Source organism: Enterobacter sp. V89_11 (assembly GCF_029967775.1).
Classification (GTDB): Bacteria; Pseudomonadota; Gammaproteobacteria; order Enterobacterales; family Enterobacteriaceae; genus Enterobacter; species Enterobacter ludwigii.
In genome coordinates, this window is the sequence record NZ_JASCAN010000004.1 from 147126 (window position 1) to 170374 (window position 23249).

At 57.8% G+C, this 23249-nt stretch carries 13 protein-coding genes; 4 read left to right on the top strand and 9 right to left on the bottom strand.

The window, feature by feature from the left end; genetic code table 11:
* Positions 1-4 precede the first annotated feature (4 nt).
* Complete coding sequence (locus QLG09_RS04620; protein WP_231106609.1) at positions 5-763, top strand: helix-turn-helix transcriptional regulator; 759 nt, start codon at positions 5-7, stop codon at positions 761-763.
* Here the strand turns inward: QLG09_RS04620 and nudI are convergent.
* From nudI to QLG09_RS04645, 5 genes are all read right to left on the bottom strand, one after another.
* Positions 735-1160 carry a nucleoside triphosphatase NudI gene (nudI, locus tag QLG09_RS04625; protein WP_049023133.1) on the bottom strand — a complete coding sequence of 142 codons (426 nt, stop codon included), beginning with the start codon at positions 1158-1160 and terminating at the stop codon, positions 735-737. The two genes, QLG09_RS04620 and nudI, sit on opposite strands and share 29 nt — an antisense overlap.
* Before the next feature lie 170 nt (positions 1161-1330).
* A complete protein-coding gene (locus tag QLG09_RS04630) occupies positions 1331-2500 on the bottom strand; it encodes an HlyD family efflux transporter periplasmic adaptor subunit (RefSeq protein ID WP_086462978.1) in 1170 nt (389 codons plus the stop codon).
* 10 nt (positions 2501-2510) lie between these two features.
* Positions 2511-4709 carry a type I secretion system permease/ATPase gene (locus tag QLG09_RS04635; RefSeq protein ID WP_047356649.1) on the bottom strand — a complete coding sequence of 733 codons (2199 nt, stop codon included), beginning with the start codon at positions 4707-4709 and terminating at the stop codon, positions 2511-2513.
* Positions 4706-6109: a TolC family outer membrane protein gene (locus tag QLG09_RS04640; protein ID WP_014171284.1), complete on the bottom strand. Its 1404-nt coding sequence runs from the start codon at positions 6107-6109 to the stop codon at positions 4706-4708. The genes QLG09_RS04635 and QLG09_RS04640 overlap by 4 nt, the downstream gene beginning before the upstream one ends.
* Positions 6110-6188: 79 nt before the next feature.
* Positions 6189-17363, bottom strand: coding sequence for a BapA/Bap/LapF family large adhesin (locus QLG09_RS04645; RefSeq protein ID WP_282488749.1), 11175 nt, complete (start codon positions 17361-17363; stop codon positions 6189-6191).
* A 766-nt stretch (positions 17364-18129) separates the two neighbouring features.
* On the opposite strand from QLG09_RS04645, the gene QLG09_RS04650 reads away from it, so the two are divergent.
* From QLG09_RS04650 to QLG09_RS04660, 3 genes are read left to right on the top strand one after another with little or no spacing between them, the layout of a single operon-like run.
* Complete coding sequence (locus QLG09_RS04650) at positions 18130-18657, top strand: tetratricopeptide repeat protein (RefSeq protein ID WP_182268873.1); 528 nt, start codon at positions 18130-18132, stop codon at positions 18655-18657.
* Positions 18658-18664: 7 nt separating this feature from the next.
* Positions 18665-19195, top strand: a complete 531-nt coding sequence (locus QLG09_RS04655; protein ID WP_025203419.1) for a sigma-70 family RNA polymerase sigma factor — start codon at positions 18665-18667, stop codon at positions 19193-19195.
* Complete coding sequence (locus QLG09_RS04660; protein WP_282488750.1) at positions 19192-19980, top strand: hypothetical protein; 789 nt, start codon at positions 19192-19194, stop codon at positions 19978-19980. Before QLG09_RS04655 ends, QLG09_RS04660 begins: the two co-directional genes overlap by 4 nt.
* Here QLG09_RS04660 and QLG09_RS04665 read toward each other — a convergent pair.
* The 4 genes from QLG09_RS04665 to QLG09_RS04680 form a co-directional block, all read right to left on the bottom strand.
* Positions 19972-20529: a YceI family protein gene (locus tag QLG09_RS04665; RefSeq protein ID WP_282488751.1), complete on the bottom strand. Its 558-nt coding sequence runs from the start codon at positions 20527-20529 to the stop codon at positions 19972-19974. The two genes, QLG09_RS04660 and QLG09_RS04665, sit on opposite strands and share 9 nt — an antisense overlap.
* Positions 20530-20597: 68 nt before the next feature.
* Entirely contained in the window at positions 20598-20942 is a 345-nt protein-coding gene (locus QLG09_RS04670; protein WP_032680443.1) for a cupin domain-containing protein, read from the bottom strand.
* An 87-nt stretch (positions 20943-21029) separates the two neighbouring features.
* Entirely contained in the window at positions 21030-21386 is a 357-nt protein-coding gene (locus QLG09_RS04675; RefSeq protein WP_014171277.1) for a hypothetical protein, read from the bottom strand.
* 1219 nt (positions 21387-22605) lie between these two features.
* Positions 22606-22773: a hypothetical protein gene (locus tag QLG09_RS04680; protein ID WP_226777971.1), complete on the bottom strand. Its 168-nt coding sequence runs from the start codon at positions 22771-22773 to the stop codon at positions 22606-22608.
* Positions 22774-23249: the final 476 nt, after the last annotated feature.

Here is a 23249-nt window from a genome sequence, read left to right on the forward strand (position 1 = left end):
GCCAATGAATACCGATTTTCGGCCAAATAACGTGGTCAGCTTTGAGACACTTTTGCATCCAGGTGGATACCATACGCCGTGGCACAGCCATCAGGCCGGTCAGCTCTGGCGAATTACGACGGGTCTGCTGGTTGTCGAAACAGCGTCTGGGCGTTCGGTTGTACCGGCGCAACATATCGGCTGGATCCCGCCCGGTCAGGAGCATGCTGCCTTTTCCGGGAGTGCGATTGACGGTCGTGCGATCTATCTGGATCCCGCAGGGTGTGAAGCACTGCCCGGTGAAACGACGCTTTTCGAACCCGACGAGCTCACCAGCGCGCTGTTTTCACGCTTAAACGCTGAAGGAAGCGGGTACGATCCGCGAAAGCTCACCCTGCTGCTGGATGAACTGGCGCGGGGCCGTCAGGTGCGCTATCTGCTGCCCATGCCAGCCGATCCCCGATTAAAGAAGGTAGCCAGCCATCTGATGCAACGTGTGGACGACAACCAGACGGTTGAGCACTATGCCTCCCTTGCGGGAATGAGCGTGCGGACATTCCACCGTCGGTTTAGTGCGGAAACGGGAATGAACGTTGTTAACTGGCGGCAACTTGCCCGCGTCATGCGGGCAATGGAGTGGCTGGCAGCAGGTAAACCGGTTGGCTGGATCGCGCTGTCGTGCGGCTACAACAGTATCAGCGCGTTTATTGAGGTTTTCAGGGCCTTTACCGGCAAAACGCCCGGGCAGTGGGCGCTTAAAGAAGCCCCTTCTGTGCGAAGGTAATGCGCGTGGCTTCGTTCAGATCCAGTGCTTTAAGTGCTTCCGGGCGAACCCAGGCAACCTCCTGAAACTCGTCGTTAAACGTTACCTGCCGATTTGTGCTGATGCAGTCGAAAATCAGGTAAATCATATAAATCTCTTCCGTGGTGCCATCGGCATAGGTTTTCACCCGAATGTCATCGCGAAACGCCCAGGGTTTGACCTCCGTGATCTCCAGCGCGTCGCCCAGCTCTTCGCGAATTTCACGGCGCAGCGCCTGCTCCATGGTTTCTCCCGGCTCCATCCCGCCGCCCGATAATGCCCACTGGCCGGGAAATACGCCGCGGTCATCGGCCATTTTGCACAGCAGATACGCCCCGTCGTTCTGAATGATGGGGCAGACAATAGTTCGTTGACGCATGGTTTCTTCCTGAAAAATGAGTTTGGGCTATTTTAACAGAAGGCGGAAAGGGAAAAGGTAAACGAGGTCAGACTTTCGCCGCTGGCTTAAGCGGTATTGTTGCGGGTTATGGATGCCATGACTCCGGCCCTCTTCCACGAGAGAGGGCCGGAGAAACAAACAGCCAGTGATTAGCGCTCTCGCAGCGCCTCTTTCGCCCGGTTGAACGGCTTGATCATGTAATCCAGCACCGTTTTCTCACCGGTTTTAATGTCCACCGTCGCGATCATCCCCGGCACGATTGAGAAGTGCCTGCCTGCTTTATTCACCAGGTAATCCTGGCTGGTGCGGATAAATACCCGGTAATAGAACACCTCCGGCTTGGCTTCGTCCTGAATGGTGTCCGGCGAAATGGTTTCAACCACGCCGTGCAGCCCGCCATAAATGGCGTAATCGTAGGCGGTGATTTTTACCAGCGCTTCCTGATTCGGGTGGATAAAGGCGATATCGCGCGGGGAGAGGCGGGTTTCGATCAGCAGGTGATCGTCCACCGGTACAATCTCCATCAGCTCGCCGTTAGGCGGGATGACGCCACCGATGGTGGTGACTTTGATGTTTTTCACGATCCCGCGCACCGGAGATTTCACCGTTAAGCGGGTCACTGAATCCTCGCGGCCTTTGAGGATCGCCGAGACCATATCCACTTCAGCGTTGGCCTTGGATAACGCCTCGCGGGCCTGAACATAGTACTGAGATCGCACGTCGGTGAGTTTCAGCTCCAGATCGCTTTTCTGCCGCTGCAGGCGCAGTACCTCCACGTGGCTGGCGGCGCCGGTTTTCACCAGACGCTGAGTGATCGCCAGCTCCTTATTCGCAAGATCCAATGCCGCACGCAGCTCCCGCTGGGTATCTTCCAGCTGCGCACGGCGTGAATTATAGAGCCGGGTTTCGGCAGCGGTCAGATCGGTCCACTTCGCCAGCGAAGGGGGAAATTTCAGCGGCAGATCGTTTACCTCGGCGTACAGTCGCACGCTGGAGGCCAGCGAGGCACGGTAGCGCGCCGCGCTTTCACCAACGTTAGATTCTGAACGCGTGGGATCGAGCCGCGCCAGCACTTGTCCGGCCTGCACCTGGTCACCCTCATGGACGTTCAGCTCGGTAAGGATCCCCCCGTCGAGCGACTGTAAAACCTGCTCGCGCGAACTGGGGATCACTTTGCCCGTGCCGGTTGAGACTTCATCCAGCACGCCAAACCACGCCCAGACGCCGAGTACCACGAACATCAGTAAAGAGAAGATAACAATCCGCCGCGCACCGGTGTAGCCGCTTTCGGAGTCGAGCGCATTGTCCAGGTCGTCCATTGCGGCGACGTCACGCTGACTGATTTTCATTTTTCCACTCCCGTCCGGTTGCTGCCTGCTGCTGTTGCTGCTGCATGCGGCTGTTGTTCAGTGCCTGTGCTTTCGGCGCGTCCATCACCAGCATTCCCTCTTTGAGCACCACGACGCGCTCCACCAGTTCCAGCACCGGCACGCGATGCGTGGCGACAATCAGGGTGCGGTTGCCAAGCCAGGCGCTCAGACGCTGGATAAATTCCCGCTCGGTGTGCTCATCGAGCGACGCAGTCGGTTCATCCATCAGCACAATATTGGGGTCGCGAAGCAGCATGCGCGCCAGCAGAATGGATTGCCGCTGGCCGCCGGATAACCCCACGCCGTTCTCCATAATTGGGTAGTCCAGACCCTTCGGCAGTTTCTGCACAAAGCCCGCAGCGCCGGTTAACTCCAGCACCTCGAAAATCTCCTCATCGGTGGCGCGCGGCATGCCGAGGGTGATGTTTTCGCGCAGGGTGCCATAAAAGAGCCGGGCGTTCTGGGTCATAAAGCCGACGTTACGCCGGACATCGGCGACATCGAGGTGCGGGAGGCTGAAGTTATCGAGCCGCAATTCACCGCCGGCAAGATCCATTCCGCCCGCCATCGCCTGCAGCAGGGTCGATTTTCCGGCGCCGTTACGCCCGAGGATCGCCACTTTTTCGCCTGGCTTAATCTCCAGACGGTTAATGCGCAGGGCCATGCGCGGATCTTCCGGGTGATAGCGAAACTGTGCCTGCTCGAAAAGATAGTGACCGCGCAGTACATCCTGGCGGATCGGCGTCTCCTCACGCTGGTTTTCTGTGGGGAGTTGCATGATGCTGTCCAGTCCCTCTTTCGCCGCTTTGACCTGCTGCCAGCGCGCCAGCACGCCGCACAGCGTGGCCATCGGAGCGATCATGCGCGAGGCCAGCATCGAGGCGGCGACCACCGAACCGGTCGTCAGCGTGCCGTCGATCACCATCGGCGCACCGACCACGATCACCCCGGCATAGACCAGGCTCTGAATAGTCATTCCCCAGCTGATCAGGTTCTGGGTCAGTTCACGGGTGCGCAAGCCAGATTCAGCGGTGATCTGGATGTAGCTGTTCCACTGCTGCAAAAAGCGGTTTTCCGCCTGCATCAGCTTTATGTCCTCCAGCCCCTGCACGCTCTCCACCAGCACGGCGTTGCGCAGGGTGGATTCGTGCGCCGACTGCTTCGCGAGCTCTGCCAGCTTTTTCTGCAGTAGCAGACCGGGCAGGACCATGATCACCGCGGCGACCGGTGCGATCCACGCCAGTTGGGGAGCGATGATCGCCAGCACCACCACGAACAGGAAAAAGAAGGGCAGATCGACAATTGTGGAGATGGTGGAGGAGGTGACCATCTCGCGGATCTGCTCCAGCTCGCGTAGCTGGGAGATAAAGCTGCCGGTCGAGCGAGGGATAGCGCTGTTGCGCAGCCGCAGGGCGTGACCGAAGACCCGATCCGATACGCGCAGATCGGAGCGTTTGCCCAGCAGATCCATAATGTGCCCGCGTGCCACGCGCAGCACAAAGCCAAACAGGGTGGCGATCAACACGCCGATGGTCAGGACATACAGCGTCGGGTAGGACTGCGCGGGGATCACCCGGTCATACACCTGCATGGAAAAGACAATCCCCGACAGGGACAGGACGTTAATGAACAGCGCGGCGAGCATCACCCAGCTGTAGGGGCGCAAGTCGCGCATCACCAGTCGGTAAAGCCAGTCCGGACGGTATTTCGAAATATAGGCATCCACGCGGCTGTCTTTCAGCGCGGCCAGTGGGCGCAGGGCAATGACGTGGCGGATGGCGGGCAGCATGGCGGTCATCGAAAGCCGGTTGGTGTAGGTCTGATCGTCGAAAAAGCTGACCTCCAGCGTATCGTCGCCATCGAAATGTTCGATCACGCCGATCCTGCCGTCGTTCATTGCCGCCACGACCGGCAGACGCCAGCTGTTGATCGCCTGCTGATCCGCCGTCAGCAGCTGAAACGACAGCCCTGCTTCACGGGCCAGCTGAGTCAGTGCAGGCACCATCGGTTTTCCTTTTAGCCACGGCGCGCCCGCGAGCAGCGCACCGGGTGAGCAGGCGACGCGGTAGCGCGTGGCGACAAAACCAAAGGCCTGCGCCCACTGCGCCAGGGCCTCATCCGTCATGGTCTCACCTTGCGGGATATCGCGTTGCTTCATGGCTGGATCTCCACGGTCTGGATGGTGCGGTTATCAAGATCGAACGCGTGACGCAATTGCCCGGTGTTATAGAGGCAGTTGAGCTGCAGCTGGTGCAACTGTCCGAGGGTCTGCTGCTGGGTAAAACGCGCCTGATAGACCTCCTGCTCGGCATTAAGCACATCGAGCAGCGGGCGAGAACCCAGATCCAGATATTGCTGCTGATAGAGTTCACGGGTGCGGGCGCTGAGCGCCTCCTGACGGCCCTGAATCTGCAGCGTGCTCAGCAGGCTTAATACCTGGCTGCGCGACTCCAGCAGTTTCTGGCGTACCTCGAGGCGGGTACGCTGAATGGTGGACTGTGCGGCTTCTACCGCGTGGCCTGCGGCGTTACGCCGGGCGGTGAGGCCGCCACCCTGATAGAGCGGCATCTGCACTTTCACCCATGCAGAGTATTGGGTGCGATCCCGCGTTTCGTTACCCGCATAGCGTTCGTTCAGGTAGTGGCGCACCTCCGGCTCCAGCGAGACGGTCGGTGTCATCTGGGCGTCGGCGTAGTCGAGATTGGCCTGGGCGACGTTAGCCTGCGCCCAGGCGGCTAATACTGCCGGGACCAGACGATCGTCCGGCTCGGCAATGTCGCAGCTGCGGGCCAGCTTTTGTGGAAAATCGTTGCTGATCGTGTTGAGGGTGTTCCAGCCAAGAAAGCTCATCAAAGTAGCACGGGCGCTGTCGAGGCTGGCCTGGTACTGCATCAGCTGGGCGCGCGCGCCTTCGATACGTGCATCGGTCTGCACCACGTCAGAGAGTGAGGTGGCCCCTTCGTCATTACGCTGGCGGGTGAGGGTACCAATCGAAGAGAGCGCCTCAAGCTGCTCTTTGGCGGTGTCGACCATTTGCTGCCAGGTTTGCACCTGCACCATCGCGATGGCGGTATCGTGAGCGATGGTGTCGATGCTGACCAGCACGTTGGCCTGCTGCTGGGCGACGCCGGCACTTTCTGCACGCACCTGGCTTGCCACCTTGCCAAAGTCGTACAGCATTTGTGAGAGGGAGAGTACCAGCGACGGGGTAAAGCCATTATCGTCGCCGTCGTGGGTATAACCGTTATCCATGCCGGCATTAATTTGCGGATAGTATTTCGATTTGGCGACGTCCACCTCTTCGCTTTGTTGGTAGAGTTTCCCCACGGCTTCACTGATGGCCGGGTGCCAGGTGACGGCGCGGTTGACGGCTTCGCCAAGCTGCAGCGTGCCGGGGGCAGCCTTGCCGACGACAGGTGCCACGCGGCCATTCAGAGAGGGGAGTTCCTGCGTTTCACGGAGTTGTCCGGTATTGATCATCGCCGCCGGCGTCGCGGAGAGGGCGGGCACAGATATCAGGCAGCACGAGAGCCACCAGTAAGGCATCTTCATTCCCATGTCTTATCCCTAATAAAAATGTACTGCTTTATTGTTTATGCCCGGGCGCTGTGCGCCCGGGTCATTTGTGCAGGTGCTATCAGGTAACGATGTGTTGCTGGTTCACTAACTCGTCGTAGGTGGTCTGGACGTTATCCAGCGTCACGAGCGTCGTATTAGTGTAGGTGCTCCCTGAACCATCACGGTCGATGGAGATCACGGTATTGCCATTACTATTAGTAACATGCAGATAATTACCGAGCGTTGAACTGCTCCCGTTCCAGCCCACCAGCAGATCGCCGATATCGATTTTGTCCCCCTGCGTGAGCGAGAAGTTGGTCCAGTGATCGCCAGCAGTGCTGCTGACGTTGCCCGCGGTCGCGTTGCCTGCGGTGGCGTTCAGCACCTGGTAAATCAGGGTGTCGCCGTAGGCGGTGCCGGTAATGACGTCGTTATGTTCCGAACTGATGAACTGCGGCGCCATATTGATGGTCAGCGTGGCACTGTCTGTTTTCCCGTCGGCATCGGTCAGGGTGTAGTTGAAGGTCTCCTTCGAGGTGATGGTTGAGAGCGACACCCCGGTGTTGAGGGTGTAGGTGTAGTGGCCGTCCGCAGCAATTGCCAGCGTGCCGTAATGGCCGACGACGTTGACCGTTGCGCTGCCGGTGTACGGATCCAGCGTGGTGGTCACGCCGTTGTAGCCGGTCACGCTGAGGCGGGTATCCACCGAATGCAACTGATCCATCGCCCCGGCAGAGTCGGTGCCATCGAAGATGTTGCCGTCAACGGTGTGGCCGCTGGTAGAGTCGAACTGGGTCAGCGAGTAGGTGGTGCCGTTCACGCTTGGGGTAATGGTAATGTTCCCCACGCTGAGCCCCGGTACGCTACCGGTATAGCTCAGCGTATAGGTTCCGGCATTCAGGTCCAGCCCGGAGAGCGCGATGTCGATATTGCCACCCAACAGCGAACCGCCGCTGAAGGAGCCGCTGCGAACAACATTCGAACCGTCACTGATTGACCAGTTCACCGTCAGGCCGCCCAATGCCAGCAGCGATGCCACGTTAAAGTGCAGCGACACGTTATGCAGCGCGGTGTTCGGATCCACCACGAAGGTTCCGCTCCCGCTGCCCTGGGTTGATGACAGCAGCGCGGTTGTCCAGCTGGCCGTCCCGACGGTGGTATCCGAGTAGGTCGTCGTGTGATGCACCGAGGTGACGTCCATCGCGGTACTGACATCGTTGACCGCATCCATCGCCCGCGCGGTTGGGGTGATGTTGAGCGATGCCGTATCCTTCGCCCCGTTTGGTCCGGTGATGGTATAGACAAACGTATCCGGCGTACTGATCGCGTCAGCACCCACACCGGCTTTCAGGGTGTAGGTGTACTGTCCGGACGCATTGATGCTCAGCGTGCCGTATTCCCCCTGAATGTCGGTCAGGCCGCTGCTGTTCACCGCCACGCCGTTCACTTCTGATACCACCGCGCCGGTTGCGACATCGTTATCCAGCACATCTCCGGTGGTGGTCTCGCCCACGCTCGACACGCTGTAGACATGATCTTCCAGCACGTTCAGCGTGTAGGCGGTCAGTGCGGTGATCCCTGCAGCCGTATTCAGCAGGAAGAGGTACTCCCCGGCAGGCAGGTTCAGCGTCAGCTGAGACGAGGTACCGCCCAGCAACGGCGCACGCAGCCAGCCCGGTTCGACGCGCATCTGCTCGAAGGTCTGCGTCGCGTTATTGAACTTGTAGACATACAGGTCGAATACCGACGCCAGCGCCACACCGCCCACGGAAGCCTGAATGGTCATGGTGCGAGTGGTACCTTCCTCCACGTTATAGATGATCGGATTGCTCAGATCGTCCAGCAGGTTCAGCCCCAGCGTGTTGCCGAGATTGATCCCCACCACGGTAAAGCCGCCCTGCGACGAGGTGCCGTTATTGATTTCATGGACCGAGGTGTCAAAGGTCAGCGAGGCCGTGTCATCCACCGCCACAATACCGTTAGCGGTAGTACCGGCACCCAGCGACAGTACCAGGTTCGCCGACGCGCTGACGCCGTTATGGGTGATGGTGTAGGTGAAACTCTCTGTCCGGCCCACAACCGAGGCGCTGGTGTCGGTCAGGTTGTAGGTGTAGCTGCCATCGCGGTTAATGGTCAGCGTACCGTACTGGCCCTGAACAACCGTGCCGTCGGCGTTCACGCTGGTGGTGACACCCAGTGCGTTGGTGACAGCAGAGACAGTAGTGCCTGCCGGGGCGTTGTCGCTGCCCGCGGTCGGGTCGGCGTCGAGAATTACGTTACCGTTCAGGCTGGTGTCGCCCGTCACGGTACCGGCGCTGGTTTCTTTCACCGCCACATCGAGGCTGGTGTAGGAGCCGGTCGCCAGCAGGTTAGTGTTATAGCTCAGCACCCGGTAGTCGCCGTTCGCCAGCCCGGTCAGGTTCAGCGATACGCCGGTGGCCCCGAGGGTCAGCAGATCGGCAAACTGGGGTTGTCCGGTATCCACGACGGTAGTCCAGGTACCGTTGACGCTGTCCCAGCGCTGTACCACCAGCTCAAGGGTATTGAGCAGGGAAAGCACCGCCCCCGTGGCATTGGCGTTCACCACAATATCCGCATTGCCGCCGCTGCCTACCGTGAAGTCCACCTGGGCAGTATCATTACCCAGCAACGTGAGAACGTTGCCTACGGCACCCACCAGCAGGAAGCCATAATCACTGTACTGGCTGTTGGTGACGGTGGCCGTGGTGCTGATATCCAGCTCTTCGACGTTATTGCTGGCGGAGAGCGGGACGACCGGTGCGAGGGCTGAGCCGGGCTGCGACGTATTACCTGCGGCATCGGTGGCGGTGATCTGCAGCGTCTGACCTTCCGTCTGTTTATTGAGGAAGGTATAGCTGTAGGTGCCGTTGCTGCCCGCGATTGTGGTCACCGTGCTGCCATCGCCAAGACGGATAGAGACGGTGCTGCCTGCCTCCGCGTTACCGGTCAATACGCTACCGTCAGCGTTAAAGGTTCCGGTTGGGGCCGTTGGTGCCGTCAGATCGACAATCACGCTGGTGGCGGAAGAGACCGGGCTGGTGCCCGAACTGTTCGTCGCCGTGGCGGTAAAGGCGTGGGAGCCTTCGCTTAACGCCGGGGTGGTGAAGGTCCAGTTGCCTGAACTATCTGCCACTGCCGTTCCCATCGACACGCCGTTGTTATACAGCGTGACGGTGGTGCCTGGCAGGGCTGTACCACTCAGGGTTGGCGTGGTGTCGTCAGTGGTTTTACCGTTGGTCAGGTTACCGGTGACGGTGCCGACGTTATCGTTGATGGTGGTGATAAGCGGTGCGTTCGGCACCGGCGTTGCAGGGGCAATCACCGACGTGCTGACACCGGCGTTACCCGCCTTATCGGTGGCATAGACCAGCAGTGATTCACCGTTGGTTTGGGCCGGCGTGATTGTCGCGTTAAAGTTTCCGCTGCCGTCAGCCGTCGCGGTACCGAGTACTGTTCCGGTACTGGTGGTGATGGTAACGGTGCTACCCGCTTCGGCGGTCCCGGTGACGTGCGTACCGTTGGTGATCACGGCAAGGCTTGCCGGCACGTTCGGTGCAGTCAGATCCACGGTAATGGTGGTGGTGGCCGATGGCGTACTGGTGTTGCCCGCGGCATCGGTGGCGGTGGCGGTGAAGTTATGCGTGCCTTCCGTCAGTGTGGTGGTGGTTTGCGGTAGCGTCCAGTTGCCGTTCGCATCGGCGGTGACCGTGCCGACAAGCGTCGTGCCGTCATAGATGCGCACCGTCGCGTTGGCTTCGGCGGTCCCGTTCAGCGCTGGACGCGCGTCATTAGTCGGGTTATTGCCGGTTACCGGTCCGGTGATGCTGCCGACATCATCGACAACCGCACTGATGACCGGCGCAGCTGGCGCGGCGGCATCCACGTTGATCACATAGGCGGTGGTCGGGGCGCTGGTATTGCCCGCGGCATCGGTGGCGGTAAAGGTCAGGCTGTGTGACCCGTTGCTCAGCGCCGGAGAAGGGGTAAAGCTCCATGCCCCGCCGGTCGCGACCGCGCTACCAATCTGGACGCCGTTATCGAAAATTTTCACCGTGGCGCCCGCTTCCGCCGTACCCGTGAGGGTAGGCTGCGCGTCGTTAGTCAATCCGCCATTGGCAATCGGTGTAGCCGCATTGCCCACATCATCCACAATGCTGCTCAGCACCGGCAGGGCTGGCGGCGTCGTGTCGATAGTCAGGCTGAAGGCCGCTGACGAAACGCTGGTATTACCCGCTGCATCCGTGGCCTGCGCGGTGAAGCTGTGCGCGCCCGTGGCTAAGGTGGTCGTGAGCAAGATACTCCAGTTGCCGCTGGCATCCGCGGTGCCCGTTCCGACAAGCGTTGTGCCTTCGTAGATATTCACAGTCGCAAACGGCTCACTGGTCCCGACAAGCCGTGGCACGGTGTCGTCGGTCGTCTGTCCTGAACTGAGCGGGCCGGTGATGCTGCCCGCATCGTCAACGGCCTGGCTGATAACCGGCGCATTGGGGGCGCTGGTATCAACAACCAGCGTAAAGCCAGGCGAAGCCGGGCTGACGTTCCCCGCCGCGTCGGTCGCGGTCGCGGTCCAGGTATGACTGCCATTGCTCAGCGCTGATGACGGCGTAAAGCTCCATGCTCCGGTGCCGTCCGCCAGCGCGGTGCCGACCGGCTGTCCGTTCTCATAGATGGTCACCGTGGCGTTGGCTGCCGCGGTGCCCGTCAACGTTGGCGTGGTGTCGTCGGTACTTTGCCCGGAAGTCAGCGGCGTCTGTACGCTGCCTGCGTTGTCTCCCGCGGTCGTGATGGCCGGTGCCGCCGGTGGTGCCGTATCCACTGTCAGGTTAAACGGTGCCGTCGTGCTGCCGGTGTTGCCAGCCGCATCGGTGGCATTGAAGGTGATGGCATGAGGCCCGTCACTCAGGGCGGTGTCAGGCGTGTAGGTCCAGTTCCCCTGGGCATTAACCACCGCGGTGCCAATCTCGTTGCCATCCACAATGATATGCACAGTGGCACCCACTTCGCCCGTACCGTTGAAGGTCGGACGCGCGTCGTTGGTGCTGTTGCCGGTAGTGAGCGTACCGGTGACCGGGCCGACGTCGTCAATCACACTGCTGACCAGTGGCGCAGCAGGGCCTGCTGCATCCACGGTAAAGGCAAAGACCGACGAGTTTGCTGACGCATTGCCTGTCGCATCGGTAGCGTAGGCGCGAAGGAGATAGTTGCCGTCGCCCAGCGGCGTGCTCGGGGTAAAGGTCCAGTTACCACTTCCGTCGACGGTCGCAAGGCCAATTTGCGTACCGTTATTCATGATGTGGATTGTACTACCCGGTTGTCCGGTGCCGCCGATCGTCGGGGTGGTGTCGTTGGTGACTTGCCCGCTGGTGAGGTTGCCGGTCACGCCGCCAGGGGCATTGTCGTTAACCGTATCCAGCGTTGGAACCGTTGGCGCCGTCAGGTCAACCACGACGTTCCAGCCGTTAGACACCTGGCTGACGTTGCCCTGTGGGTCGGTGGCGGTAACGGTGAAGGCGTGAGGTCCTTCGCCGAGCGCGGTGTCAGGGGTGAACGTCCAGGCACCGGTGCCGTCAGCCGTGACCACGGCAATCTGGGTACCGCCGTCGAAAATTTTCACCACGCTGTTCGCTTCCGCCGTCCCCGAAAGAGTTGGCGTGGCGTCATTAGTCGGATCGCCGCTCACAATCGTGGTGGCAGCATTGCCCACATTATCCGTTACGTTGGTGATCGCTGGCGTGGTGGAAACCGTATCAACGACGATGGTGAAGCCTGTCGACAGACCACTTTCATTGCCCGCGGGATCGGTCTCGCGGATGGTCAGAACGTTATTGCCCTCCGCCAGCGCAGGCGGTGTGAAGACCCAGGTCCCCGTATTGCCGACCAGTGCGGTGCCCAGCAGGGTTCCGTTGCTGTAAACGGAGATGGTATCGCCCACCGTGCCGGAGCCGGTAAGGGTAGGCTGGTTATCGTTGGTGGTCTGCCCGTTGGTGAGTTGACCAGTGCCAGGGCCGACATCATCAATCACTGAGCCAATGGTCGGCGTGTCCGGTGCGGTGAGGTCAACGGTGACGGTTGCAACCGGCGAGCGGCCGCTGGTCGAGAGCCCGACCGTCGCGGTCACTTCAAAGGTGTGCAGCCCTTCACCCAGCGCAATCAGTGGGGTATAGCTCCAGTTACCGTCCGCATCAGCAATCACGTTGATCAGCGGAACCGCGATGCCGTCCTGGTAGATGGTGATAATGCTGCCCGCTTCGGCCGTACCCACGAGTGTCGGGGTAATGTCGTTGGTGGTTTTGTCTTTCACGTCGCCGGTGACAGGCGTTTCATCATCGTTAATCGCCGTAATGATGGGCACATCCGGAAGATTCGGCAGCGTACCGGTGACGGTGTAGGATGCCTCAGGACTGAGGTTGCCCGCGGCATCGGTCGCGGTCACCGTCAGCACAGCGCCATCCGTTTGGGCTGGGCTGAGTGCGATGGAGAAGGTGCCACCGGTGGCTACGCCTGTACCGAGAACATTACCATTGTTATCGGTTACAGTGATGGTAGCCCCCGCTTCGGCGGTGCCGGTCAATGGAGTACCTTGAGCGGCTATGCCAGTAACCGCGGGAGCGGCCGGATCGAGAGTATCGACGTTAACGCTAAGCGGTGCAGAGCTACCGGACGTATTGCCGGCCGGATCGACCGCGGAGACGGTAAAGGTATGCGGGCCTTCCGCCAGCGTGCTGTCGGCGGTCCAGCTCCAGTTACCGTCCGGCTGTACCGTTACCGGCACCGTGGATGCTGTACCGTCTACGGAGACGATAACGGTGGTACCCGGTTCGCCGGTGCCCGTGAGGGTCGGCGTGCCGTCACGGGTATAAAGCACATTGCTTGTGAGCTGGCTGTCAGACACCGCGTTAATCAGCGGGATTTCTGGCGCAGTGGTATCAACGGTGACGGTGAAGACCGGGCTGAGGCCGCTGACGTTACCCGCAGCATCGACTGCCGCAACGGTGATGTTGAGTGGGCCATCAGTCTGGGTCGGAAGATCGAGAGACCACTCGCCATTGCTGCCCACTTCGACGCGTCCTAGTTCAACGCCATTGTTATAAACGATGACCGTTTCGCCCGCAGGGCCGGTACCGCCCACACCGGGGGTAGTATCCGTGGTAACACCACCGTCTGGCTTACCGCCAACGGCGCTAATGACAGGCGTATCAGGTGCCACGGTATCAACGGTGATAGTGATCCCCGGTGACGCCGCCGAAACGTTACCGGCTTCGTCGGTGGCGGTGGCGGTAAATTCGTGGCTTCCCTCATCAACGCTGGCGTCAGGGCGCCAGCTCCAGTTGCCGTTGCTGTCTACGGTGACGCGACCCACTTCGGTAGCAGGCTGACCATTAATGCTGTCATAAATAATAACCACATCGTTCGCTGTGCCGGTGCCGCTCAGGACCGGACGCGGATCGTTCGTGGTTTCCCCGTCGGCAACCGGTCCGGTTATCTGGCTGACGCTGTCCGTAATCACCGGTGCTGCTGGCGTAGCTGGCGGGTCGGTGTCAATGGTGATGGTCACCGGCTGGGACGGGGCGCTTTCGTTGCCCGCGCCGTCCTTGTTGGTGACGGTCAGGGTGATGTCGTAGGTACCGTTGGCCAGTGGGGTATCCGGTGTCCATGTCCAGTTACCGTTGCTGTCCACCTCGGCGTCACCAATTTTGTCGGTGCCGTTGTAGATAGTCACGGTATCGCCCGGATTGCCGGTGCCGCTCAGCGTCGGCGTGGTATCGCGGGTGGTCTCTCCCGGGTTCAGCGGGGTTTCTGTTGTGCCGCCGTCAGGGTTCACGGTGATCTCTGGCGTCTCCGGCGTGGCGGGTGCCACGGTATCGACCACCAGCACAAACGGGCTGGAGACGGTCGTATTCCCGGCGGTATCGGTCGCATGAACCGTCAGAGAGTGCGAGCCGTTGGTGAGCGGGGTGGTAGGGGTGAAGCTCCAGCCGCCGGTACCGTCGAGTGTGGCGGTACCGAGCAGGGTATTGCCATCATAAAGCGTAATAACCGTACCCGCCGGCGCGCTGCCCTGCAGCAACGGTTGCGTGTCATCCGTGGTGTCGCCGCTGGTGAGCGGGCCCTGAACGTCACCGACATCGTCGGTTACGGTTGTGATGGTCGCCGCCGGTGGCGGGGTGATATCGACCGTAAAGGTGAAGCCGCCTGACGGCAGGCTGATGTTACCTGCCGCGTCGGTGGTGACGGCGGTCAGGGTATGCTCACCGTTACCAATCGGTGTACCTGGCGTAAATGTCCACGCGCCGCCGCTGCCGACCAGCGCGGTGCCGATATCAACACCGTCCAGACGAATGGTGACCGTTGAGCCCGGTTCGGCAGTGCCGTTGAGTGTCGGGGTTGGATCGTTCGTAATGGCACCTGCGGTGAGCGCACCTGTGCTTCCCTGAACATCGTCCACCACTTGCGAAATTACCGGTACTTCGGGTGCAGTACCGTCGACAGTGATACTCCAGGCATTTGATGGCCCGCTTGGGTTACCGGCGGCGTCAACTGCCGTTGCCGTCAGCACGTGGCCGCCATCAGCAAGCGGCGAGGATGGCGTGATGCTCCATACGCCAGATGCCGGAACGAGTACCGTGCCGATGACCGTGCCGCCGCTGGAGAGCGTGATGGTTGTGCCAGGCTCGCCCGTTCCGTTTATGGTTGGCGTCCGGTCATTAGTGAGCCCGTTCTGGGCGACAGGGCCCGTAGTGGCAGAGGCATCGTCGTCCACTGAAACGATAACCGGCGTTTGCGCGGCGGTAATATCCGGCGCAATGGCAGGCGTTGTTGGCCCGGTATTGCCGGCGGGATCGGTGGCATCTGCGGTCAGGGTTTCACCGTTGGCTTTTGGTGGGGTCAGCGTGACGGTGAAGCTGCCGTCGTCATTGGCTTTCGCCTCGCCAACCGTGACGCCATTTTCACGGATGGTCACGGTGCTGCCCGGCTCTGCGGTACCTGTCACTTTGGTACCGTCATCTGAGACAACAACGTTATCCGGAGCCAGTGGCGCCGTGGTATCTGGTGCATCGGCTGTAGCGGGTAGGCTGGCGTTACCGCTGCCGTCGGTTGCCACGACCGTCAGCACTTCACCGTTGGTCTGTGCAGGACTAATAACCGCCGTAAAGGTGCCATCGCTGTTGGCGGTGGTTTCACCGATGACCGCGCCGTTAGGATCTTTAATGGTGACGGTGCTGCCTGGCTCCGCCGTGCCGCTGACGCTCTGGCCGTTTTCTGCCACCTGAAGGTTGCCGGGGGCGACAGGAGGGGTTGTGTCCGTAGCCGTGACGGTCGCAGGTGTGCTCTGGTTACCAGCAGCATCAGACGCCACCACGGAGATCTGCTGGCCGTTAGTTTGCGCCGGCGTTAACGTGGCAACGAAGTTGCCGTTGCCGTCCGTTGTCGTCCGGCCAATTATGGTGCCGTCGCTGCTGGTGATGACAATGCTGCTGTTTGGCTCGGCAGTGCCGGTAATCTGCGTGCCTGCCGGATTAAGCGTGATGTCGGGCGTTTCCGGCGGCGTGGTATCGACAATGAAGTTGATTGGCTGCGACAACCCACTCTGGTTCCCGGCAGCGTCGGTGACCTGCACCGTTATTGAGTGAGCCCCCTCCGAAAGCGGTTTGTCCGGTGTGATGCTCCAGGTGCCGTTGGGCTGAACTTTAACGGTCGCAATGGGCACGCCGTTATCGAAAATCGTAATTGTCCCACCGGGCTCTCCTCTCCCTGCAAGAACAGGTTTAGCGGCATCAGTGAACAGGCCGGAGGTAATTGCGCCTTTGATGGCACCCGTGTCATCGTTCAGCACGATGGCGGTTGGCGCAGTTGGTGCGGTGAGATCGATGGTAACGGTGAACACCGGGGAAGCCGGTCCGGTGTTACCGGCAGCGTCGGTTGCCCGGACGGTGAGCTGATGCGTGCTTTCGCTGAGATTGATCGAAGGGGTAAACGTCCAGGTGCCGTTGCTGGCAACGACAGCGGTGCCAATCGCGATCCCGCCATCATAAATGGTGACCTTAGATCCGGCTTCCGCGGTGCCGGTAAGCTGTGGTCGCTGATCGTTGGTGCTACCACCGTTACTGACCGGGCCGGTGACCGGATTGGTATCGTCTGACACGAGCGTGATGGCCGGCGCTGTGGGGGCGACGGTATCCACCACAAAGGTCACGGCGCCGGAGGCTGGGCTGGTGTTACCTGCCGCGTCGGTCGCGGTGGTGGTAATGGAATGGCTTCCGTTAGCGAGATTTGTACCCGGGGTAAAGGTCCAGTTTCCGCTGGCATCAACCTTGGTCGTGCCAATCGGCTGACCATTATCGTACAGGGTGATGGTACTGCCTGCTTCGCCGATGCCGCTGAAGGTGGGGCGGGCATCATCGGTACGCTGACCGTTAGTCAGCGGTCCGGTTTCTCCGCCAACGTCGTCATTCACTATTACGATATCGGGCGCATCGGGTGCGGTGGTATCCGGTGCTGTAACATGGCCGGCCTGGCTGGTATTGCCTGATGAGTCGGTTGCTGTGGCGGTAAGTTGCTCGCCATTCGTCAGCGGCGTGCCCAGAACAATGGTGAATTTGCCGTCGCTACCGGTTTTACCCGTGCCGACCAGATTGCCGTCCGCGTCTTTCAGCGTAATCGTACTGCCGGGTTCAGCAGTACCTGTGACAGTTTTACCATCTGAGGAGAATTGAAGGTTGGAAGGCGCATTTGGCGGTGTGGTATCCGGATCGGAAGGATTGCCCGGCGTGCCGGGGTTCGTATTGTCATCATCATCGTCGCCACCCCCTCCGCCGCCGCTGCTTGCCGCGACAGCGATCCCGCCTGCGACAGCAAGACCACCGAGTACCCATGGCCAGATGGCTGCGCCACCGGTATCACCGCCTGAGGCCGCCAGTAATACGTCCGTGGAGGCGATAGATTCGTAGGTAGCAGCCCCGGTAGGATCTTCAATCCACCACAGCGCACCGTCACTCTCTTCCAGGACCAGCTGACTCACCCCCTCCGCGTCGGTGACGTAGAAATTCTTCAGGGTAATGACCTCGCCAGAGTGCAGCGTGACCACCAGATCGTTACCACTGCGGGCGAAGTGGGAGACATCGGCTCGCTCTACATGAAGCTCAACGATAGAGGAATGGCTCAGCGTAACCTGTGTGCCTTCCGTGGTAGTTTCCACGCCAGTGAGTTTCGATATAACAGAGATTTGGCTCATTTAGGTATTACTCCAGCAGAGTTGTCGTGAACGGCGTGCAAGATGCGCCATCTCTGCGGAAGGTAAAGCACGCCCCCGGCGGAGTTGCTGTTATTTACGCAGCACTCACCGTTATTTTTTTAGAGCGAACGATGCCCGCCATAATCCAGAGTGGCAACATCAGAGCGAATCTAATTACTCATGAGAGAGAACGTCGTTTATTTGTATTTTTGTGTTGTATAAAACCCTGTAATTAATAGAGGTATTGGTTTTGACGATATAAAAATGATATAGCCAGAAAAGTCTGAATGTGCAAATTAAGCATCTGTAAACACTGTATGAAGCGTTGAAGTGGGCATTAATTCATAGCTGTCTATTATAATTTAAAAAATATAAACCGTTGTATTTATTGTGTTTTTATTTGTTTGTAAAATGCAGTGTTTTATCATTTTGCCATGAATAAATATTTAGTAGGGGACTTTTTTAGGATGGCGTTAAACGCTATTGTTTATGCCGGCTTAATGTGCGTTTAAGTTAGGGTAACGTTTTTGATATAACATATATTATGTTGGTAATTAATTAAAAATATATTCTTGTGCGGTGCCGGGATTCTGCTACTGAGAGAAAAATAATAACTAACAGGGAGTAAAGATAAAATATCCCGCTCAACATTTAATGGGGATACGACGTCAACATGATTCTGAGAAAAAAAGAGGGGCCCGGTAATGAATAAAATGCATCGCTCACGCGTTCACTGACGTCATTCCCATTCACCCTGGAGCCTTTTATGAACACCACCTCTGTGCGTTTGATTCCGGTGCTGATTTTTTCCCTGTTGTCTCCTCTCGCGCTGGCGATGGGCGATAATAGTACCGAGAGTAAAACACCCGACTGTCCGTCCGGACAGGTGTATGACAGTGCAACTCAGAAATGTGTGTCCGATAAGAGCAGCAGCCTTAGCGATCAGGACAAAACCAACTATGCCTATCACCTTGCTAAAAAAGGCGAGTACCAGGCGGCGCTGAACCTTCTTGATTCGCTAAAAAATAACAACACGGCTGAAGCATGGAACTATCGCGGGTATGCCACCCGCAAACTGGGTCGTACGGATGAAGGTATCGGTTACTACCAGCGTGCGCTGGCTATCGCCCCGGATTATGCCAAAGCCCGTGAATACCTGGGCGAGGCGTGGATGGTCAAGGGACGTCCGGATTTGGCCAAAGAGCAACTGAAAGTGATTGCCGGTATTTGCGGCCAGTCCTGTGAAGAGTACCGTGACCTGCAGGCTGCCATTAACGGACATCCGGAATCCTGATTTTCTCGTGGAGGGAAAACACATCGCTACCCGTGAGGTTCGCCAACAGTTAGCCGCACACCTCTCACGTCTCTGGCGTTATGGGCTGGTGTTGTCGCGAAACAGGGATGTCGCCGAAGAGCTGGTTCAGTCCACCTGCGTCCGCGCGCTTGAAAAAAGCAGTCAGTACATGCCCGGTACGCGTATCGACAGGTGGCTGTTTGCGATATTGCACTCCATCTGGATCTCTGAGCTTCGGGCACGCCATGTTCGTCAGGGGCAGGGGTTTGTCGCCAGCGACGAGCTTCTGGCGCCGGATACCCGTGAACAGGATGAGACGCACCTGCATTACCTGAAGGTGATGCAGCGTGTCAACATGCTTCCGGAAGCCCAGCGCAACACGGTTTTTTTGGTGTATGTCGAAGGTTTTACCTATCAGGAAGCCGCGAACACCCTGGCGGTGCCGATCGGTACCGTAATGAGCCGACTGGCGACGGCACGGGCAACGCTGGCAGCGTCTGCCGATGCCTTGCCCCCGGTTAAGGAGAAACGCTCTTGAACGCGCACCGTTTTACAGCGCCCTATAACGATGAGGCTATCGTGGCATGGATAGATGGCGAGATGTGTCATGCCGACGCGCAAAAATTTGAAGAAGAGTTGAGACGTGACGAGCGCCTCTCCGGGCGGACCGCCGAGTTAATGAAAAGCAATGCGGATTACCCCGGCGCGTTTGCCGCTATGCTGGATGATGCTCCTCTGGAGAAGATGCAGGCCCGGCTGGCGGAACTGCCCGATCCGAAGCCCGCTACCCCGGCTGGCGTAAGCCGGCGCGCACTCATTGCCGCGTCGGTCAGTTTCCTGGTGGTCGGTTCCGGCGTGGGATATGGGTTGCGACCCGCTTTCGCACCGTCTGATGAAAACGCCCATATTCGTGACCTCGAAGCGCAATACATGTCGCTTTACAGCGTCGAGACATTGCTGGATATGGACAGCGCGCCGCATGTTCTGCAGCGTGGGCTGGAACGGGCAGCGCAGGATATCGGCCTGCAACTTCAGGCGTCACAGCTTATCCTGCATGGAGCAGAGCTTAAAATGGTCCGCATGCTGCGCTATGAAACCACCTCTATCGCGCAAATAGCCTGGATAAATGCCGACTATGGCCCGATGGCGCTGTGCATCTCCCCGACAGAGCAGACAACGACAGCCGCTCAACAGGAACAGCGGCACGACATGAACCTGGTGTGGTGGCAGAAAGCGGGATATCAGTATGTGCTGATCGGCCGCAACCCGCTCCCACAGTTGCGGGGCAGTGCAGAGCAGCTGCAAAGCCTGATTTCAGGATGACGGGATACCGTTAGCCTGAATCGCAATGGCAATGGCAATCCTGTCATCAACGACCAGCGCAAATTTATCCATGCCGTAGGCCGCGCGCGAAATGGTCGTCGTCGCATCCAGCGTGAGGACCGGCGCGTGCGGATCTTTCACGACGGCGTCCAGAATGACCGGGCGGGCAATGTCGCGTACGGTCAATGTTCCGAACACCCTGAACGTTCCTGAACCCCGAGCGACCACGCGTGAGCTGATAAATTCGATAACAGGATAACGTTCAGATTCAAAAAACATGTCGCTTTTCAGTTGCCAGGTGAGCAGGCTGTTTGAGGCAACCAGGGTGGCCACGGGAAGGGTGACATGAATATGGTCATCGATATCCTTATCCGGGTTAAGCGTTACGGAACCCGTGACGCCACTGAATCTGGCCCAGGAGAGGTGCCCCCCGAAGGCGTGCCAGGATAACCGTATGGCGGTGTTTTCAGTATCAATGGTATAGCTCTGCGAGGCGGCCTGCGCCAGCGGACAGAGCAACACGAACAGAATAACCAGGCGTCGCAGCATCTCAGGATCTCTTTAGGGGTGGCAAGGCGTTAACGCGCAACCCCGGGGATCTATTCGGCTTTTAGGCGTCAGGACGTCTTAATAATATCCACCGAGATCTCGACGGCGGTTACCGGACCCCGGTTTTCCAGCCAGTGGACCGTGTTGTGATCTTCCGGCCAGCCGACACCGGGACCGTAATCAGTCGCAATACCGTGACGATGATCGGTGATGGTACCTTCAAGGATAAACACGGTGCCCGGTCTGTCGATATGATTATGCACCGGGCCAAAGACCGCGCCGGGAGCGAGAGTGACTCTGCGCATGCGAAGCTGGCGCCCGGCCATGCCCGCTATTTCCGGACCCAGATCGACGACGGAGAGTAATTCAACGGTAACGCCCTGGGTTTCAGGTGCGGTGTGTTCGCTGTTCATGATGGAGTGCCCCTGAGTCAAGTTTAGTCTGCAGGGAGCAGGGCAGGAGGGAATAAAAAAGGCCGCGTCTGCGGCCTTTCGAAGGGATTACTCAGTGACTTTCTTTTCCAGCTCGCTGGCACCTTCTTTGGTTTTATTCCAGCCTTTCTCAGCACCTTCTTTGGTGGCATCCCACCCTTTCTCGGTACCTTCTTTGGTTTTATGCCAGGCTTTCTGGGAATCTTCGCTGACCTTGCTGCCTAAGTTTTCGGTTTTACCCTCTGCAGCATGCTTCTGTTTCAGCTTCAGCTCTTCGCCTTTATTCTGCTCTTCGTGCAGTTTTTGCTTCGCGTCGTTGGCGTTTGCCTTCGCCGCAGCGACGGTATCGTCAGTTGCATGTGTGGTCGCAGCAAATACTGGGGAAGCCAGCAGAACGGCAGATAATGCGATAATTGTTTTTTTCATAATATCCTCATTTAACGTTATCGGTTATGAGCGTGATTCAGCATGGCACAGACGAAGCGGCGTGGCTTTAGGAAAAAACTGTAATGTTATTTTGGCGTTATACCGTGAAGTGTATTTAGTTACGCAGAGGGATTAATTATTTTCAGGATCAATGCCGTGTACCAGGGGCGTGCATATCCATATTACTGTTAGCTTTTGGCCATGAGTAAAGTTAATTAACTCACTGAGCTTCGCAAAATATATTTTGACTCTTACTGCTTGTTGGGGAGAGTTCGCAGAACAGTTTCACGCTGTCGTTCCTGGAATAGCCTGAAAAAGGCCCGCCAAAGCGTCGGGAGGTGTAAATATCGCGTGTTTGTCCCTGAGGGTCGATTGTTGTCAGTGTCCAGCTACTCAGGCGATCTTGCGGTCCGACGGGTATAAAAACATGCCAGTCTCCCTGCGGTACGAAAGAAAAATACCCGTTATTATCCGTTTGTGTCGTGGCAATGTGTCGGTCGAATTCCACTAACGAAACGGTTACCCGGGGCAGCGGTTTTCCTGCGTTATTCAATGTGCCCTCAATACGAGGGGAGGGATAATCATGGTAAACGCAGCCGCTGAGCAATAACGTGAGAGCCACGATAGCCTGGCTTGCGATGCGGTTTGAGGACGCTGTCATGGGTGCGAATCCTTTTGCGTTCAGGTGTTTTTCGGTGGCGTGAATGCAGTATACGCGGGTGGCGTAATTTCGGAACTATAGATTCTGTTAAGGATGTTGATTTACTGAGTTTTTCCAGACTTATGCCTGGATAAATTGAGCGTGTGAATAGACACTGGCACCTCCAGGAGAATGTAGCTTTACGAGCTACATAATAAGAGGTCTTGTCGTTGCCTTTACAATGTTAACGTACGGACGTTGCGCTTTGCAGAAAGTCGCATCAACGAACTTTCTCTGGCGCAGGAGTGGCTGAAATCGTCATGTATTTTTTCAGGCCAGCCTCTCGTTTTACACCTTGGGCTCTGAACCAAAAGGAAGCCTTAAGCCGCGGGGAGTCGACGTTGTTCACTGTCCAGAAAAAATTACCAATGAATCTGAAATTGATACTAGCTACTGTAACGGATAATACCTCAAAACTTCCCGTCGAATACTCATTACCCAAACGGACGATTTCTTTAACGCCATCCTTAACATCAATAAGAGCAATTGTCAGTGACTCCTCGAAAATAATGTCATCCGTTAAAAAAAGATATAGCGATGATCATTAACCTGAACAGCTGCTTCCAGTATTTGCCCTGGTACAATAATGTCTGTGCTATTGCCATTGATCACTACGTTAGGCTGCGCCTGGGATAAATCTGTCGCTTCCTGACCCTTTACCAGAGATATTGAATTAACCTGTTGCATAATCAATTCCACACACTACCCATCTCCGATACTGCAAGAGCACCGCTGACAAAACCACCAATAAGTACACAAACAGGTGCATCTGGCCCACACATCAATCCCGCCATTACGCAGCCTGCGGCGTTTATCGCTATTTTCCGCCCCGATTCTGAGACCTTATTCTCAGCGGTATAAATTTCGTAAACAGAAATTGCAACAGTGGGTACGACGTATAGATGCTCAAGGTATTGAGAGTGATTGTAAGCTCTCCTGGCTTAGTTAGTATCGACGTGCGCTAGTGCAGCTTCATCACGTCATGAGGAAATTCTTTCTCATTAAGAATTATTGAAGTAATAGATTTCATATCATGAACCACCAGCAGATCTTTTAAGCCCATACGTTTTGATGGTATATTGGGCGCTTAAAATTTAACCGGTTCAAGCGGCATATGATAATCAGAAAACATTATTGATTATCATAGGATAAGCAACATCATT